The organism is Amycolatopsis rhabdoformis (genome assembly GCF_035918295.1).
GTDB lineage: Bacteria > Actinomycetota > Actinomycetes > Mycobacteriales > Pseudonocardiaceae > Amycolatopsis > Amycolatopsis rhabdoformis.
This window is the reverse complement of the sequence record NZ_CP142149.1, coordinates 10,062,064-10,078,546: the sequence shown is the minus strand read 5'-3', so window position 1 is coordinate 10,078,546 and position 16,483 is coordinate 10,062,064. Positions and strand designations below refer to the sequence as shown.

Here is a 16,483-nt window from a genome sequence, read left to right as displayed (position 1 = left end):
GCACCCGCCCACCCAGAAACCTCAACAGCGCCCAGCCGGCTCCCGGTCACCCAACCCGCCCCAGATTCGCCATTTTCCGGCGAACCCCAGCTCCCGGTCCTCTTCTTTCCCTGCTGCGCACTCTCTCCCTGTAGCCTCCACAGCGCCGAGCCGACCAGCGCCGGATTTCGCCGCTCTCTGGCGAACCCAGCGCCTGAGCTTCCAGCAGCGCCGAGGGCGTCCCCCTCGAGACCTGCGCGGCACCAAACCGACCCGATCGCCGGCCCGAGCCGCGAGTCGCCGCCCAGCGGCGAATCCCAGCTCCCTGTTCCGGCAGCGCCACACCCTCTCGCTCCGAACCTCCGCAGCGCCCGGCCGGCTCCCAACCACCACGCCGCTCCCGGATTCGCCGCTCCCGGATTCGCCGCTCCCCGATTCGCCGCTCCCCGGCGAACCCCAGGTCCCGAGCCTCCACCAGCCCCGCAGTCACCCTCTTCGGCCCAAACGCGGCATCGAGGCCGCCCGATCGCCGGCCCGAGCTGCGAGTCGCCGCCCAGCGGCGACTCGCAGCTCCCAGGCCTGGCCGCCTCAACCGGCGTTCGCGTGCTGGCCCTCCGGCACGTCGGCAGGACCGCCGAGACCCCCCGGTGATCGACAAGCACCACCCCGCCGTGAGCCGATCACCACACCACCAACCCGCACTCCCCGGGAAGGGAACAGCCGCCGTGTGCGTTACTGCTCCACGTGAGTTCCGTGCCTGACGTCCCGCTGTCCGTTCTCGACCTTTCGCCCGTCTCGGACGGGCACGGGGTCGGCGAAGCGCTGCGCAACACCATCGACCTCGCCCGGCACGCCGAGCGGCTGGGGTACCGCCGCTATTGGCTCGCCGAGCACCACAACATGCCGGGTATCGCCAGTTCGGCCACGGTCGTGCTGATCGGGACCGTCGCCGACGCCACGGAGTCGATCCGCGTGGGGTCGGGCGGCATCATGCTGCCCAACCACGCGCCGCTCGTGGTGGCCGAGCAGTTCGGCACGCTCGAGGCCCTGCACCCGAACCGCATCGACCTCGGGATCGGGCGCGCGCCCGGCACCGACCAGCGCACGGCGCTCGCGCTGCGTGGCCCCGGCGGGCTCACGGCCGAGAACTTCCCCGAGCAGCTGATGGAGCTGCTCGAGTACTTCGAACCCGACCCCGCGCGCGGCGTCAACGCCGTGACCGCCGAGGGCAACAAGCCGCCGCTGTGGCTGCTGGGCTCATCGGGCTTCAGCGCGCAGCTCGCAGGCCGCCTGGGAGTTCCGTTCTCGTTCGCGCACCATTTCGCGGCCGAGAACACCATCCCCGCCGTGCAGCTCTACCGCGAGAACTTCCGGCCGTCCGAGACGCTGGCCGAGCCGCACGTGATGCTCGGCGTCTCCGTGGTCGCGGCCGAAACTGACGAGCGCGCGCAGTTCCTCGCCGGCCCCAGCGGCCTCACGTTCCTCAGCCTGCGCCGCGGCCGCCCCATCGCGCTGCCGACGCCCGAGGAAGCCGCCGAATACCCGTACACGGACATGGACCGCGCGTTCCTCAACGACCGCTTCGGCTCGAGCATCATCGGCTCGCCGGAGACCGTCCGGAAGGGACTCGATCAGTTGCTCGCCGACACCGGAGCCGACGAGCTCATGGTCACCACGATGGTCCACGGCCACGAAGACCGCGTTCGCTCCTACGAGATCCTGGCGGACCTCAAGAACTGACGGCACGTCGAAGACAGAGCCCGGCCCGAGTGGCCGGGCTTTTTCTTTCCCGGCCGCCCCGTCGCGGCCACACCCGACAACCACCGCCGGCCAGCCAGTGGCCGATCCGCGGCAACAGCGAACACGATCGGCCGGCGACGAGACCCACGCGCAGGCCGAGGACTCACGCGTCTTTCGCCACCAGGACACCCACATCGCCCACAGAGCTCAACGCACGACCAATCTGCGCATCACTCACCTGTCTTGTACCATGTACTTGATACAAGGCAGGGGGCTTACGCCATGAACATCGACAATGTGGTCGCAGTCGCGATCGCCTGCGGCCTGTTCGGCCTGATCATCCTGATCGCGCTGTGGCCAGGCCAACGCCAAGGCACGCGCCTGCTCGCCAAATGGGGCTTGCCGCACGCGACCCCGGACCAGGTGTCCGTGGCCGTGCTCTACCTGCGCCGCCGCAGGTTCTGGTATCCGTGGCTGTTCGTGGGCCTCCCCCTCATCCCTGGCGCCTCGGCGTTCGCCAATGGCGACAACTTCAGCAGCATCACGACCGTGCTGCTGCTCGGCGGGTTGATCGCCGAAGTGCTCGCGCAACGTCCGACTCCGAGCGCACGCCGCGAAGCCGTGCTGGCGCCCCGCGGCATCCTCGACTTCGCCCCGCTGTGGGCGATCGTCGTGACCGCGCTGGCAGCGGTCGCCGCCGCGGTCCGCCTCGCTGTGGTCGGCGAGTGGCCGTTGTTCGGCTTCATCGTCGGGGGCACCGCCGCCGCGTGGGGCGTGGTGCTGCTCGCCGTGCGCCGGCCGGCCGCGGGCGACCCCGACGTCGACCTGGCGCTGCGTTGCCGAAGCGCCCGCGTCGCGCTCGGGCTCGCCACAGCCGCGTGCGCCACCACCGCCTGGCCCGGCGGCAACCTGCCGTCGTTCCTGGCGTTCGTGGTGACACTGGCCGCGTTCATCGCGATCGCCACGCCACCGCGGAAACTGCCCGCGACCGCATCGTCGAAGTAGATGTCGTTGCGAGTGACCGTCGACGCCGACAACGGCGTCGCGCCCTGGCGACAGGTCCACGATCAGATCGTGCGCGCGATCGGCACCGGCGCGCTGCCGGTCGACGCCCGGCTGCCCCCGATCCGTCAGCTCGCCCGAGATCTCGGGCTCGCTTCCGGCACGATCGCCCGCGTGTACCGCGAACTCGAGGCCGCCGGTTGGGTGACCACGGCTCGCGCCAAGGGCACCGTTGTCACCGGCGCAGCTCCGCAGCCGGACCGCCCGGCACTGCTTCGCGCAGCCGCCGCGGACTACGCCCAGCGTGTTCGGGAGCTGGGCGTCGATCCACACCAAGCCGTCGACGCGGTGCGCGCAGCCCTCAGCGACACTCCGCTGGACCAGCAGTGATCCACTGACCCCGGCCGGCGAGCTTTTCGCCACTTCGCAGACCATCTCCGGTACGGCTCGGGCACACCTCCTTCTGGCCGTACACGCTCCTGGTCGCGCACCGGGGCGAAGAACCACCGCCGAAGCGGAATCTCGCCCTCAATCTCAGTCCTGCAGCAGCACCCTCCCCACCGCGGCGATCACGGGCTCGAGAACCTCGAGATCCGTGCCCACGCACTCCGTGATTCCCGCGCCGATCACGTCCACTTCGGACAGTGCCTCGATCGCCCGGACAAGCTCGCTGATCGTCAACCCACCGGGCTCTGGGTAGTTCGCGCCATCGAACGCCAAAGGGTCCAGCACATCGAGATCGAGGTGCAAGTACACCTGTTCGGCGCCCGACTCGCGCAGCGCCGCGGCGGGATTCTCCGTGCGCACAGCCAAACCGCGGCCGATGGCGGCCTCCTCGTCGGCGTCGAAGGCCCGGGTTCCGAACAACGCCACCCGGCCGGCTTCGACGGCCGGGCTCGCTGCGAACTCCTCGTCACCTTCGCCGAGCAACGACCGCAGCACCATGCCGTGGAACGCGCCCGAAGGCGAAGACGCAGCCGTGTTCAGATCGGCGTGCGCGTCGAACCAAGCGACGCCGAGCCCAGGACCGTAGCGGTACCGGGCGACGCCGATCGGTACGAGCTCGACTCCGCAGTCGCCGCCGATTGTGAGGACCGGGCCGCCGGGTGCTTCGAGCGCGGCGAGTTGCGCCGCCCGGTTCGTGCCCGTGAGCACGGCTCGGTTGGCGACGCCCGAAAGCAGCTCAGAGGTTCCTGGTTCCTGGTGGATGTGGTGCACCGGCAGGCCGAGGACGTGCCCGGCCAGCTCGGAAAGCGCGAGGCAGCCCTCGACCAGTCCCCGTGCCCGGGGGCCGATCGCGCCCTGCCACTGCGGCACCGCGTTGATCAGCATGCGTCCGACGTTAGCGCGGCCACGGCCGCCAAGACGAGCCCGAGACGCCGCGAACGGCAGGTTTTGACCGTGGTGATCAAAACCTGCCGTTCGCGGCGAGAAAAGCTGGCGCCGAGGCGCCCTACTCGAGCACGATCAGGAGATCCCCGCCCTCGACCTGCTGAACGGAGGTGATCGCCAACCGCCCGACCTTGCCCGCCGCCGAAGCGGTGATCGAAGCTTCCATCTTCATGGCCTCGATCGTCGCCACGGTCGCGCCGGCCGCGACATCTTCGCCCTCCGCCACCTGCAGCGTCACCACGCCGGCGAAGGGAGCCGCGATCTGCTTCGGGTTGCCCTTCTCGGCCTTTTCGGTCGCGGGGATGTCCGAAGCGATCGACCGGTCCCGGATCTGGATGGGCCGGAGCTGGCCGTTGAGCGTCGACATCACCGTGCGCACACCGCGCTCGTCGGCCTCACCGATGGCTTCGAGCTCGATGAGCAGCCGGACGCCGGGCTCCAGGTCCACCGCGTACTCCTCGCCCGGGCGCAAACCGTAGAAGAAGTCCTTGCTGGACAACACACTCGTGTCGCCGTAGGCCTCGCGGTGGGCTTCGAACTCCTTCGTCGGGCCGGGGAACAGCAGCCGGTTCAGAGCGGCGCGCCGGTTGTCCGTGAGGTCCTTGCGGTCCTCTTCGGACAGTTCCGCCACGGGCTTGGCCGCCGAACGGCCCTCGAGAGCCTTGGTGCGGAACGGTTCCGGCCAGCCGCCCGGCGGGTCGCCGAGCTCGCCGCGGAGGAAGCCGATCACGGAGTCCGGGATGTCGAACTTGTTGGGCTCGGCCTCGAAGTCGGCGGGTGACACGCCGGCGCCCACGAGGTGCAGCGCGAGGTCGCCGACCACCTTCGACGAAGGCGTGACCTTCACGAGGTGGCCGAGGATCTTGTCGGCCGCGGCGTACATGGCCTCGATGTCCTCGAAGCGGTCGCCGAGGCCCAGCGCGATGGCCTGCGTGCGCAGGTTGGAGAGCTGGCCGCCCGGGATCTCGTGGTGGTACACGCGGCCGGTGGGAGACGCGAGGCCGGCCTCGAACGGCGCGTAGATCTTGCGCACGCTCTCCCAGTAGGGCTCGAGGTCGCCGATCGCCTGCAGGTCGAGGCCCGTGGTGCGGTCGGAGTGGTCGGTGGCCGCCACAATCGAGCCGAGCGACGGCTGTGAAGTCGTGCCGGCCATCGACGACACGGCGCCGTCGACCGCGTCCGCGCCGGCCTGGATGGCGGCGAGGTAGGTGGCCAGCTGGCCGCCCGCGGTGTCGTGCGTGTGGATGTGCACGGGGAGGTCGAACTCCTTGCGCAGCGCCGTCACGAGCTTCGCGGCGGCAGGCGCGCGGAGCAGGCCCGCCATGTCCTTGATCGCGAGGATGTGCGCGCCCGCCCCGACGATCTGCTCGGCCAGCTTGAGGTAGTAGTCGAGCGTGTAGAGGCTTTCGTTCGGGTCGGACAGGTCCGAGGTGTAGCAGAGCGCCACCTCGGCCACGGCGGTGCCGGTTTCGCGCACGGCTTCGATGGCCGGCCGCATCTGCTCGACGTCGTTGAGGGCGTCGAAGATGCGGAAGATGTCGATGCCGGTGGCGGCCGCCTCCTCGACGAAGGCGTGCGTGACCTCCGTCGGGTACGGCGTGTAGCCCACGGTGTTCCGCCCGCGCAGCAGCATCTGCAGACAGATGTTGGGCACGGCCGCACGCAGCTGCTCGAGGCGTTCCCACGGGTCCTCGGCCAGGAACCGCAGGGCGACGTCGTAGGTGGCGCCGCCCCAGCACTCGAGGGACAGCAGCTGCGGCACGGTCGCGGCGACGACCGGCGCCACGGCCAGCAGGTCCTTCGTGCGCACGCGCGTGGCCAGCAGCGACTGGTGGGCGTCGCGGAAGGTCGTGTCGGTGACGCCGAGCATCGGCGATTCCCGCAGCCAGCGGGCGAAACCGACCGGGCCCAGCTCGGTGAGCTTCTGCTTCGAGCCGTCGGGTGGCGTCAGATCGGCCGGCAGCTGCGGCAGCTTCGCGGCCGCGTCGAGGGTGCGCGGACGCTCGCCGTGGGGGCGGTTCACCGTCTGGTCGGCCAGGTAGGTGAGCAGGCGCGTGCCGCGGTCCGCCGAGTGGCGCGCGGTGAGCAGGTGGGGCCGTTCCTCGATGAACGACGTGGTGACGCGGCCTTCGCGGAAGTCCGGGTCGTCGAGCACCGCCTGCAGGAACGGGATGTTCGTGGAGACGCCGCGGATGCGGAACTCCGCGACGGCCCGGCGGGCGCGGCCCACGGCGGTCTTGAAGTCGCGGCCGCGGCAGGTGAGCTTCACCAGCAGCGAGTCGAAGTGGGCGCTGATCTCCGTGCCGGAGAACGCGGTGCCGCCGTCGAGCCGGATGCCGGAGCCGCCCGGGGAGCGGTAGGCGCTGATCATGCCGGTGTCGGGGCGGAAACCGTTGGCCGGATCTTCCGTGGTGATGCGGCACTGCAGCGCGGCGCCGCGCAGGTAGATCTTGTCCTGCGAGAGGCCGAGGTCGGCGAGCGTCTCGCCGGAGGCGATGCGCAGCTGCGACTGCACGAGGTCGACGTCGGTGACCTCCTCGGTCACCGTGTGCTCGACCTGGATCCGCGGGTTCATCTCGATGAACACGTGGTTGCCCTCGCGGTCGAGCAGGAACTCGACGGTGCCGGCGTTGCGGTAGCCGATCTGGCGCGCGAAGCGCACGGCGTCGGCGCAGATGCGTTCGCGCAGCTCGGGGTCGAGGTTCGGCGCGGGCGCCAGCTCGACCACCTTCTGGTGGCGACGCTGCACGGAGCAGTCGCGCTCGAAGAGGTGGATCACGTTGCCCTCGCCGTCGGCGAGGATCTGCACCTCGATGTGCCGCGGTTCGACCACGGCCTTCTCGATGAACACCGTCGGATCGCCGAACGCCGACTCGGCCTCGCGCGCGGCCGCCTCGATGGACTCGCGCAGCAGCGCCGGGTCCTCGACGCGGCGCATGCCGCGGCCACCACCACCGGCGACGGCCTTCACGAACACCGGAAAACCCAGCTCTTCGGCCGCGGCCGCCAGGGCGTCGATGTCGCTGGAGGGCTCCGACGAACCCAGCACCGGCACGCCGGCCTCGCGCGCGGCCTTCACGGCGCGCGCCTTGTTGCCGGTGAGCTCGAGGATCTCGGCACTCGGGCCGACGAACGTGATCCCGGCCTGCTCACACGCGAGCGCGAGATCCGGATTCTCCGACAGGAAGCCGTAACCCGGGTAGACCGCGTCGGCACCCGCTTTCTTGGCGGCCTTGACGATCTCCTCGACCGAGAGATAGGCGCGCACCGGGTGGCCGGGCTCCCCGATCTCGTAGGCCTCGTCGGCCTTCAGCCGATGGAGCGAGTTGCGGTCTTCGTGCGGGAACACGGCAACCGTGCCCGCCCCCAGTTCGTAGCCTGCGCGGAACGCTCGGATCGCGATCTCACCGCGGTTGGCCACCAGCACCTTGCGGAACATGCCCGGTCCTTCCCGTTTCGGATCGGTAGTGAAGGCACGTTACCCGGTTCTTCTCGCTCCCCGGGAGCCGAAGTCCAAGTGATGGACATCATGTGCGCCGACCTGCGTGCATGATGCGGGGATCCGGGGCTCGCCGCAACAGTCAGGGCGTCGGCGCCGCCAGGGTGCAGAGCAGGCGGTTGGCTGTGCCGGAAGGCACGTTTTTCAGCACGTCCGGGGTCGCTGCCTGCACCAATGCCTTGTCGACCTCGGCCGGCGCGGTGTCCGGGTGCAGCGATCGGTACACGGCGGCGGCGCCCGCGACGACGGCCGCGGCCATCGACGTGCCCGATAACGTGCCGACGTTCGCGGAGCCCGCGATCGGCGCCGGGATGTCCACGCCGGGCGCGTAGAGGTCGACGGGCGTCCCGAAATCCGAGAAAGTCGCCACTTGGTCTTGCACGTCGCTCGCCGCGACGGTGAGTGCGGCGGGGACCCTGGCCGGCGAAACCTGGCTGTCGTCTTCGCCGCCTTCGCCCGCGGGCACGACGGTGGGCATCACCGCGGCGAGGCCGGCCACGGCGTTGTCCAGCTGCTCGTTGGCGACGCCGCCGATGCCGAGCACGGCGACGGCGGGCTGGTGGGCGTTCTGCGCGACCCAGTTGATGCCCGCGATGATGTTGTCGGTGGACCCGCCGCCGTCCTTGTCGAGCACGCGGACCGGGAAGATCTGCGCGGCCTTGGCCACGCCGTAGCTACGGCCGGCGACGATGCCGGCGACGCGGGTGCCGTGGCCGTTGGTGTCGGAGGTGTCCGTGCCGGTCGGCGTCAGGAAGTCCTTGCCCGGTTGCACGCGGCCCTGGAAGTCGGGGTGCTTGGCGTCGACGCCGCTGTCGATCACGTACACCGTGACGTCCGCGGCGTCGGATTCGTAGCGGTACTTCTGGTCGAGGCCCGTCCGCTGATCGATCCGGTCGAGCGCCCAGCTCGGCGGGTTCACCTGGGTGCCGCCGGCCGCGAGCGCGGGCGAATTTCCCGCCGCCACCAGCAGGAACGTCATTGTCGCCGAAAAAAGACCACGAGCCGTCCGGTTCCGCATTCCTGCGTCGTATCCCGGGCGCGCGGCGACGGCAACTCGACGTCACCCGATGGGCTGGTCCGTGTTTGGGCCGGAAACCCGGTTGCCCGCTCGCCGGTGCGCGGCGACAGTGATCATGAATCGAACCGGGGGAATCATGAGCGCGCACGCGTACGTCGCCGTTGTCCTCTACGAGGCAACGAGCGATTCAGCCACGTACGAACCGCTGTACCGCGAAGACTTCGTGCTCGTTTACGCCGAGAGCGAAGACGCCGCGCGCGAAGCCGTGGCCCGGCGCGTCGGAGGCGAGACGGGCAGCCACCGCAACGAGCAGGGTGACCTGATCACGCTGCGCTGCAAGCGAGTGGTCGACGTCGCGCGCGCCCTCGATGACGACCTGACGCGCGACGCCGACCTGTACGCCCGGCATTTCCGGGATTTCGCCGCCTATCGGCGATTCGAATCGCTGATGGCGGACTAGCTCCTGGGCACGTGGTCGCTCACGGACATCGTCGGCAGGTAGACGAGGGCGTCGAAGGCCTCGACGACGTCGACCTGGGTGAACATGTGAGCGTGGCGCATGCTCGTGGGGCCGGCCACACCCTTCGCGCGGTTGGCTCGCAGGTCGACGAGGCACGCGTCGGAATCCGCGAGGGCGGCTTCGACGCTTCCTTCGGCAGCCGGGGCGAGGTCTTCGGCGTGGACGCTGAAGCCGAGGCGTTCGCCTTCGTCCGGCGTGAGGCCGGTCGTGGTGCCGGTGCCGGCGCTGAGGCCGAGGGTGAAGTAGTCGTCGCCGAACTCGGCGGCGAGGTGCGTGCCTGCCGAAGGGAAGACCATTCCCGGCGCGGGCGAGAAGGGGACGCGCTGGAGATGTCCGTTGTGGACCATCACGACGATTTTCACGTCGTCACCGTGTAGCCGCCGAAGCAGCTTCACGGTCGAAGCCATGTACGTGTCGCGCGACGAACCCTGCACCGACGGCGCGACGCCGGCCATCATGGCCGCCAGCTCACGCAGGTACTGGTCGATGCGCAGCGCGCCGAGGGCGTGGTGCTCGGCGATGGCGTGGGTGGCCCGGTCGCTCTGCTGCTCGTACACAGGCGCCAGCGAGCGAAGGTGTGAGAGCAGTGTGGTGAAAGCCGCCGTCGCGGCGTCGCGCGCAGGGGCGGCCATCGCCGCGTAACGGCCAGGGGCGACGGCGCTGCTGGCGGACGCGTACGGCTCCGAAGCGGTGAGCCCGGCCTCGACCAGCGGGACGACGTCGGGGGCGACGTCCTCGAGGTAACGCCGCACGGCCTTCAACGCGGGCACCGGCGAGCCGCCGGAGCTCGGGACGTCGAGGCCGGCGTAGTGGACGCCGCCGTGGCCGCGGAGCCAGGTGAGCATGTCGTGGGCTTCGGGCGAGTCGCCGAGCGAGAAGGTGAAGCCGTCTCGCCCGATGTCGGCGACGTCGCCGGGCGCGCCGTGGAGCCAGCCGTCGACCAGTTCGCCTTCGGCGAAGCCCGACTCGAAGCCGAGGACCGTGAAGCCGCGCTCGTCCACGAGGTGGCGCAGCAGCCGGTTGCGGAGCTCGCCGAACTCGCGGATGTGGTGGTTGTTCTCGCCGATCGCGACGATGCGCGCGTCGCTGACCAGGTCGGCGATCGGCGAGACGTCTTCGGGCGAGAAGGGCATGCGGAAGTCGAGTTCTGGCATACTGGGCACACTAACGCAACTGGAGTCGCACTTGGCAACCGAATTGGCCGGAACCCGTCGACCGGGTGGCCGCACGGAGCGCACGCGCATCGCCGTGCTGCAGGCGACGCTCGACCTGCTCGCCGAGCGCGGCATCACGAATCTGACGGTGGACGCGGTCGCCGACCGTTCGGGCGTGCACAAGACCACGATCTACCGCCGCTGGGAGTCCACGGACGGCCTCGTGGCCGACGCGCTGCGCCTGGGCACCGAGCAGCCCTGGACGGCCCCCGACACCGGCTCCCTGGCCGGCGACCTGCGGGAGACGCTGCTGGAACTCGTGCAGTACTTCACCGAGCCCGGCCTGCGCGAACTGCCGACGGCGTCGGTGCTGGCGGCCTTCCACTCCGAACGCGCGGCGGAGGCGTTGCACGGCTTCTACGAAGACCGGCACAGACGCTCGGCCGTGATGGTGACACGGGCGATCGCGCGCGGCGAAGTGCCGGCCGGAACCGACGCGGCGGAGGTCGTGCGCGTGGCGAGCGGGCCGATCTTCTATCGGTTGTTCATCTCGCGGGAATCACTGACGGCGGCTGACGCCGATACGGCCGCCGAGGCTGCTGCGGCGGCGGCGCGGGCCGGGGTTTTCGTGCGGGATTCTGGGGTTGGGGAATGAGGGGTTGACCTGGGGGTCGCCGGTGAGTGGCGAATGGCTTGGGGTTTACGGACCGCAGGTTCGCCGCCGGTCGGTAACGCAGTTGCTGCGCCGGCTGGCTTGAGTTGCCCGCAAAGCCCGATCGCCGACCTGGCCAACACCGACGACGAAATCTCCGGCACGGCTAGCTGTCTCCGTGCGACAGAGACTCCGGCGGACCACCGTTTCGCCGGCACCTTCCGCGCTGACGAGTTCGATCTCGAAAAGCACAGACCCACAGCGGGAATGGGTGACAGAAACTTCTGTTCGACCACTGTGTCGCCGTTCGGCGGCGAGTCTCTCGAACGCCTGCCGGCCGCAGGGTTCGGCGCGAGCAGGCAACCGGCTTGGCTCGCTGACAGGCGCGTCACGCGCAGAGTGAAGCCGACCGCGGCGCTTACCGAGGACACACGAAATAGCCCCACGACCTCGGTGTCGCCGGTGTGCGGCGACGACGTGCGGCCACGAGCACCGCAGCCATCATCGCCCAAAGGCACGCGCCACCGATAGCAACGGAGTCGCCGGGCGAATCGCACCCCACGGTTGAGGGGCGACAGGTCGCACGCGACGGTGAGGCCGATGACAACGCCGAGGGAGCGCGAAAACGGCCCCTGACCGCGGTGTCGCCAGTAGGTGGCGACGACGTGCGGCCCGAGGACCGCAGCCATCGTCGCCTAGAGGCACGCGCTACCGAAAGCAACGGAATGGCCAGGCGAAGCGCCTCGCCATCGAGAGCGACGAGTCGCACGCGACGGTGCGGCCGACGACAACGCCGAGCGAACTCGAAAACAGCCGCTGACCTCGGTGTCGCCAGTAGCTGGCGACGATGCGCGGCCCCAATGACCTAAGCCACCGTCGCCGGAGTCACGCACCTTCGAGCGCGACGGAATGCCCCGGAGACCTGGGCATCGCCGTTGAGAGGCGACGGGTCAGAGCCGCGGCGAGATGCGGTAGCGGACCTCTTCGAGGGTCACCGTCCCGTTGGCCACGGATTCGACCTTCGTGCGGCCGTCGAGTGTCCAGCCCGTGCGTTCGTAGAAGCCGCGGGCGCGGGTGTTGCCCGCGAGGACCCAGAGGGTGGCCGTGGGGAAGTCGGTGGCCAGGGCGGTCAGGGCGTGGGCGTGGAGGGTACGGCCGTAACCCCGGCTCCAGAACTCGGGCAGCAGGTAGATCGAGGCGAGTTCGCCGGTGTCGGGGGTGGCGTCGTCGTCGCGGCTGGGGCTGGAGGCGGCGAAGCCGGCGATGGTGCCGTCCGGGGTTTCGGCGACCAGGACGGAGTGGCGGGCCTGCGGGGTGGCCAGGGTTTGAGTCCAGAAGCCTTCGCGGGCCGAGGTGGAGAGGCCGGCGAGGAAGTCGTCCGGGATGAGGCCGGCGTAGGCGGCTTGCCAGGAGGCGACGTGGACGTGGGCGATGCCGGGTGCGTCGGCGACGACTGCGGGGCGGACGGCGGCGGCCAGGGATGCCGGGCGGGCTGAGGCAGACGCGGCGACGTGGTCCAGTCCAGGCAAAGTGCTCAGGCGTGAATCCCGTGCACGATCGGAGTCTCGCCCCGGAGCGGCGAAGTCCGGCGTAGAAACAGACCCTGAATCCCGCTCACCAGAGCCGGAACCCCCGCCCGCAAAGGAAGACGGCACAGTCAACTCTTCTCCAAATACTCCGCGCGTTCCATGTCCACGACATCGGACACCATCTGGGCCAGGCCAGGGTACGAAGAGAGCGTGGGGTCGCGCAGCACGATTTCCTGGGACTGGGCGCGGGCCTCGGTGATCACGTCCTCGTCGCGCAGGAGCGAGAGGAGCTTGAGGCCCGAGCGTTTGCCCGACTGGGCCGCGCCGAGGATGTCTCCCTCGCGGCGGAGTTCGAGGTCCAGGCGGGAGAGTTCGAAGCCGTCCGTGGTGGATTCGACGGCGGCGAGGCGTTCGCGCGTGGAGGTGCCGTCCAGGGTTTCCGTGACGAGCAGGCAGACGCCGGGCACGCTACCCCGACCGACGCGGCCGCGTAGCTGGTGCAGCTGGCTCACGCCGAAGCGGTCGGCGTCGAGGATGACCATGGCGGTGGCGTTGGGCACGTTCACGCCGACCTCGACGACGGTGGTCGCCACGAGGACGTCGATCTGGCCGGCGCCGAAGGCGCGCATCACGGCGTCCTTCTCGTCGGCGGGCATGCGGCCGTGCAGGGCCGCGATGCGCAGGCCCTTCAACGGCCCGCCCGCCAGCTCCGGCGCCACGTCCAGCACGGCGAGCGGCGGCCGCTTGTCGCTCTTGTCCGACGGCGGTTCGTCGCCGATGCGCGGACACACGACGTAGGCCTGGTGCCCCTTCGAGACCTCCTCGCGCACGCGCTCCCACGCCCGGTCGAGCCACGCGGGCTTCTCCGCCACCGGCACCACGGTCGTCTTGATCGGCGAGCGGCCGACGGGCATCTCGCGCAGCGCGGACGTCTCGAGGTCGCCGTACACCGTCATCGCGACCGTGCGCGGGATGGGCGTCGCCGTCATCACGAGCACGTGCGGCGAAGTGAAGTCCGAGCCGCGCGACCGCAACGCGTCGCGCTGCTCCACGCCGAAGCGGTGCTGCTCGTCGACCACCACGAAGCCCAGGTCGGCGAACTGCACGGTGTCCTGGATCAGCGCGTGCGTGCCGACGACGATGCCCGCCTCGCCACTCACCGTCTCCAGCAGCGACTTCTTGCGTTCCTTCGCGCCCATCGAGCCGGTGAGCAACGTCACGCGCGTGGCCTTGTCCGCCGCGCCCAGCTCGCCCGCCATGCCCAGCTCGCCGAGCATTTCCCGCAGCGAACGCGCGTGCTGCGCGGCCAGCACCTCCGTGGGCGCGAGCATCGCCGACTGCCGCCCCGAATCGACGATCTGCAGCATCGCCCGCAGCGCCACCACGGTCTTGCCGGAACCGACCTCGCCCTGCAGCAGGCGGTTCATCGGGTGCTCGGTGCCGAGGTCGGCGGCGATCTCGTCGCCGATCGCGCGCTGGCCGGCGGTGAGGTCGAACGGAAGGCGCTTGTCGAACGCGTCGAGCAGCCCCCCGTCGGTGTGCGGGCTGGACTTGGCCGGGCGCGACACCGCGGAATGGCGTCGCTGCGCGAAAATCAGCTGCACGGCCATGGCCTCGTCCCACTTGAGACGGTGGCGTGAGGTCTCCAGGTGCGCCCAGTCCTCGGGCCGGTGGATGCCCCGCAACGCACGTTCGAGGCCGGGCAGGCCGTGCTGCTTGAGCACGTCGGCGGGCATCGGGTCGGAGTCGACCTCCAGCACGTCGAGCACCTGCCGCACGCACTTTGCGATGGACCACGTGGGCATGCCCTGCGCCGCCGGGTAGACCGGGATGATCTCGGCCAGGAAGTTGTCGACGGCCTCGGCCTCGCGCTCGGCGTCGAGCAGCTCGTACTCCGGGTTGGCCAGCTGCAGCGTGTCGCGAAACGCCGTGACCTTGCCCGCGAACAGGCCCGTCTTGCCCGGCGCCAGCTCCTTCTCCCGCCACGCCTGGTTGAAGAACGCGCAGGCCAAACGCCGTTTTCCGTCGGTGATGACCATGTCGAGGATCGTGCCGCTGCGCGACTTCATGCGGCGTTTGCTGATCTTCTCGATCCGCGCCAGCACGGTCGCGTGTTCGCCCAGCTCCAGGCCGGCGATGTCGGTGAGCTCCCCGCGCTCGGCGTAGCGGCGCGGGTAATGGCGCAGCAGATCGGAGACGGTCTCGATGTCGAGCGCGCCCGAAAGCGCCTTCGCCGTTTTCGCACCCAGCAGCAGCGGCAGTTTGTCGCGCAGCCCCGCCATCTATTCCACCCCCATCAGCAGCACGGCTCCGGCCTGGCCACTGGCATAACTCGTCAACTCCACTTCGGGGTGCTCCAGCCGCAGCTGCTCGGCGAGCTCCGCGGTCACGCCCGGCGGGGCGGCGGCCCCGCTCAGCACGGTGACCAGCTCGCCGCCGAGCGTCAGCATCCGGTTGAGCACGCTCATCGCGGCCGCGACGAGGTTCGTCTCCGAGGCCGGCGCCGGTTCGATCAGCACCACCTCGTCGTCGACCAGGCCGATCACGTCACCGGACTGGGCCCGGCCCACCCAGGTTAGCGACTCCTCGCCGGCGATCCGCACCTCGCCACGCCTGGTCGCCGCCGCGGCTTCGGCCATGGCGACCACGTCGTCGTTCACACGCCGGCCCCCGTCGTGGACCGCGAGCGCGGCCAGCACCTGCACCGGTGACGTGCACGGGATCACCACGACGTCACGGTCGCCGGCCATCGCGTGGCCCGCCGCCGCGTCGGCCGCGGCGGTGAGGTCGAGGCCACCGGGCAGCACGGTGACGTGGCGGCCCGCGGCCTCGTTGAACAGCCCGATCATGTCCTCGACGCCGGGTTTCGCGCCGTCCGGCACGGCCAGCACGGCGACACCCTCGGCCCGCAGCAGCTCGGCCAGGCCACCGCCGTGGACCACGGCCACGACCGAGCGGTCCAGTCCGCCGCCGGGCTCGATCGGGGTGGGCGTGAGCAGCGGCTCGACGCGGATCGCGCGCGGCCGGCCCAGCTCGAGCCCCGCCTCGATGGCGGCGCCGATGTCCGCACAGTGGACGTGCACGGCGTGGCTGCCCGAACCGTCGCCGGCCACCGTGACGCTGTCGCCGAAGCCGCTCAGCTCCTTGCGCAACGCCGGCAGCCGCGCCTCGTCGACGCCGTCCAGCAAGTACATGACCTCCCACGCGTACGGCGCGGGCTCGGCCGCGGGCAGCTCGGCCGCCACCGTCAGCTCGTGCTCCGGCTCCGTGAACGTGCCGCCGACCACGGCGGCCAGCGCGTCGAGCACGGCCACGAGCCCCCGCCCACCCGCGTCGACGACCCCGGCCTTGGCCAGCGCGGGCAGCTGCTTCGGCGTCTCCTCCAGCGCGGCGGCGGCGGCCGCGGCGACGGTGGCGGCGACCTCGGCCAACGGCCGCGTGTCCTCCTGAACGGCCGCGGCCACGACGTGCAGCACGGTGAGCATCGTGCCCGCCACGGGCCGGCTGACGGCCCCGGTGGCGACCCGGTCGGCGTGGGCGAGCGCGGCCGCGAGCCCGGCGCCGTCGAGGTCGCCGCCCTCGGCCGCCCAGTCGGCGATTCCGCGCACGACCTGGGAGATGATCACGCCGGAGTTGCCCCGGGCGGCAGCCACCGCCCCGCGCGCCAGCACGGCCAGCGCCTCGGCCGCCGTCGCCGGCTCCGCGGCGTCCAGCGCGTCCCGCGCGCCCGTCATGGTGTGCAGCAGGTTCGAACCCGTGTCGGAGTCCGCGACGGGGTACACGTTGATGCCGTTGATCGCCGGGCGCAGCACCTCCAGGCTGCGCACGCACGCCGCCGACCACGCCGACACCGCCGCCACGTCGAGCACGCGCACCCCGTAACCTCCTCGCCGGTCCCCGCGAGGGTATCGACCCCGTGGCGACCCGGCCGAGACGACTAGTTACTATGGTCGAGTTGCCCAGCGAGTCTGGGCGCCATTCTTTGTCCCATATCCAGA

At 70.7% G+C, this 16,483-nt stretch carries 12 protein-coding genes; 5 read left to right on the top strand and 7 right to left on the bottom strand.

Annotation, left to right across the window (positions count from 1 at the left end; all coding sequences use genetic code 11):
- Positions 1–723 precede the first annotated feature (723 nt).
- From VSH64_RS46900 to VSH64_RS46890, 3 genes are all read left to right on the top strand, one after another.
- Positions 724–1,719, top strand: coding sequence for an LLM class flavin-dependent oxidoreductase (locus VSH64_RS46900; RefSeq protein WP_326569194.1), 996 nt, complete (start codon positions 724–726; stop codon positions 1,717–1,719).
- Positions 1,720–2,001: 282 nt separating this feature from the next.
- Positions 2,002–2,724, top strand: a complete 723-nt coding sequence (locus tag VSH64_RS46895) for a hypothetical protein (RefSeq protein ID WP_326569193.1) — start codon at positions 2,002–2,004, stop codon at positions 2,722–2,724.
- Positions 2,725–3,111, top strand: coding sequence for a GntR family transcriptional regulator (locus VSH64_RS46890; protein ID WP_326569192.1), 387 nt, complete (start codon positions 2,725–2,727; stop codon positions 3,109–3,111).
- 144 nt (positions 3,112–3,255) lie between these two features.
- Here VSH64_RS46890 and VSH64_RS46885 read toward each other — a convergent pair whose 3' ends face one another.
- The 3 genes from VSH64_RS46885 to VSH64_RS46875 form a co-directional block, all read right to left on the bottom strand.
- Complete coding sequence (locus tag VSH64_RS46885; RefSeq protein ID WP_326569191.1) at positions 3,256–4,053, bottom strand: arginase family protein; 798 nt, start codon at positions 4,051–4,053, stop codon at positions 3,256–3,258.
- 121 nt (positions 4,054–4,174) lie between these two features.
- A complete protein-coding gene (locus VSH64_RS46880; protein WP_326569190.1) occupies positions 4,175–7,552 on the bottom strand; it encodes a pyruvate carboxylase in 3,378 nt (1,125 codons plus the stop codon).
- Between the two features lie 142 nt (positions 7,553–7,694).
- Positions 7,695–8,591 (bottom strand): S8 family peptidase, encoded by an 897-nt coding sequence (locus tag VSH64_RS46875; RefSeq protein WP_326569189.1) that lies wholly within the window; start codon positions 8,589–8,591, stop codon positions 7,695–7,697.
- Positions 8,592–8,766: 175 nt separating this feature from the next.
- Here VSH64_RS46875 and VSH64_RS46870 point away from each other — a divergent pair, with 175 nt between their 5' ends.
- A complete protein-coding gene (locus tag VSH64_RS46870) occupies positions 8,767–9,090 on the top strand; it encodes a DUF4288 domain-containing protein (RefSeq protein ID WP_326569188.1) in 324 nt (107 codons plus the stop codon).
- On the opposite strand, the gene VSH64_RS46865 is transcribed toward VSH64_RS46870, so the two are convergent.
- Positions 9,087–10,304 (bottom strand): erythromycin esterase family protein, encoded by a 1,218-nt coding sequence (locus tag VSH64_RS46865; RefSeq protein ID WP_326569187.1) that lies wholly within the window; start codon positions 10,302–10,304, stop codon positions 9,087–9,089. The two genes, VSH64_RS46870 and VSH64_RS46865, sit on opposite strands and share 4 nt — an antisense overlap.
- Positions 10,305–10,335: 31 nt before the next feature.
- Between VSH64_RS46865 and VSH64_RS46860 the strand changes: the two genes are divergently transcribed.
- The gene (locus tag VSH64_RS46860; protein ID WP_326569186.1) at positions 10,336–10,959 is read left to right on the top strand and encodes a TetR/AcrR family transcriptional regulator; all 624 of its coding nucleotides are present in this window, start codon (positions 10,336–10,338) and stop codon (positions 10,957–10,959) included.
- 947 nt (positions 10,960–11,906) lie between these two features.
- On the opposite strand, the gene VSH64_RS46855 is transcribed toward VSH64_RS46860, so the two are convergent.
- The 3 genes from VSH64_RS46855 to VSH64_RS46845 all read right to left on the bottom strand — a co-directional run bounded on the left by VSH64_RS46855 (position 11,907) and on the right by VSH64_RS46845 (position 16,360).
- Positions 11,907–12,485: a GNAT family N-acetyltransferase gene (locus VSH64_RS46855; RefSeq protein WP_326569185.1), complete on the bottom strand. Its 579-nt coding sequence runs from the start codon at positions 12,483–12,485 to the stop codon at positions 11,907–11,909.
- Between the two features lie 128 nt (positions 12,486–12,613).
- Positions 12,614–14,767, bottom strand: a complete 2,154-nt coding sequence (gene recG / locus VSH64_RS46850; protein ID WP_326569184.1) for an ATP-dependent DNA helicase RecG — start codon at positions 14,765–14,767, stop codon at positions 12,614–12,616.
- The gene (locus VSH64_RS46845; protein ID WP_326569183.1) at positions 14,768–16,360 is read right to left on the bottom strand and encodes a DAK2 domain-containing protein; all 1,593 of its coding nucleotides are present in this window, start codon (positions 16,358–16,360) and stop codon (positions 14,768–14,770) included.
- Positions 16,361–16,483 lie beyond the last annotated feature (123 nt).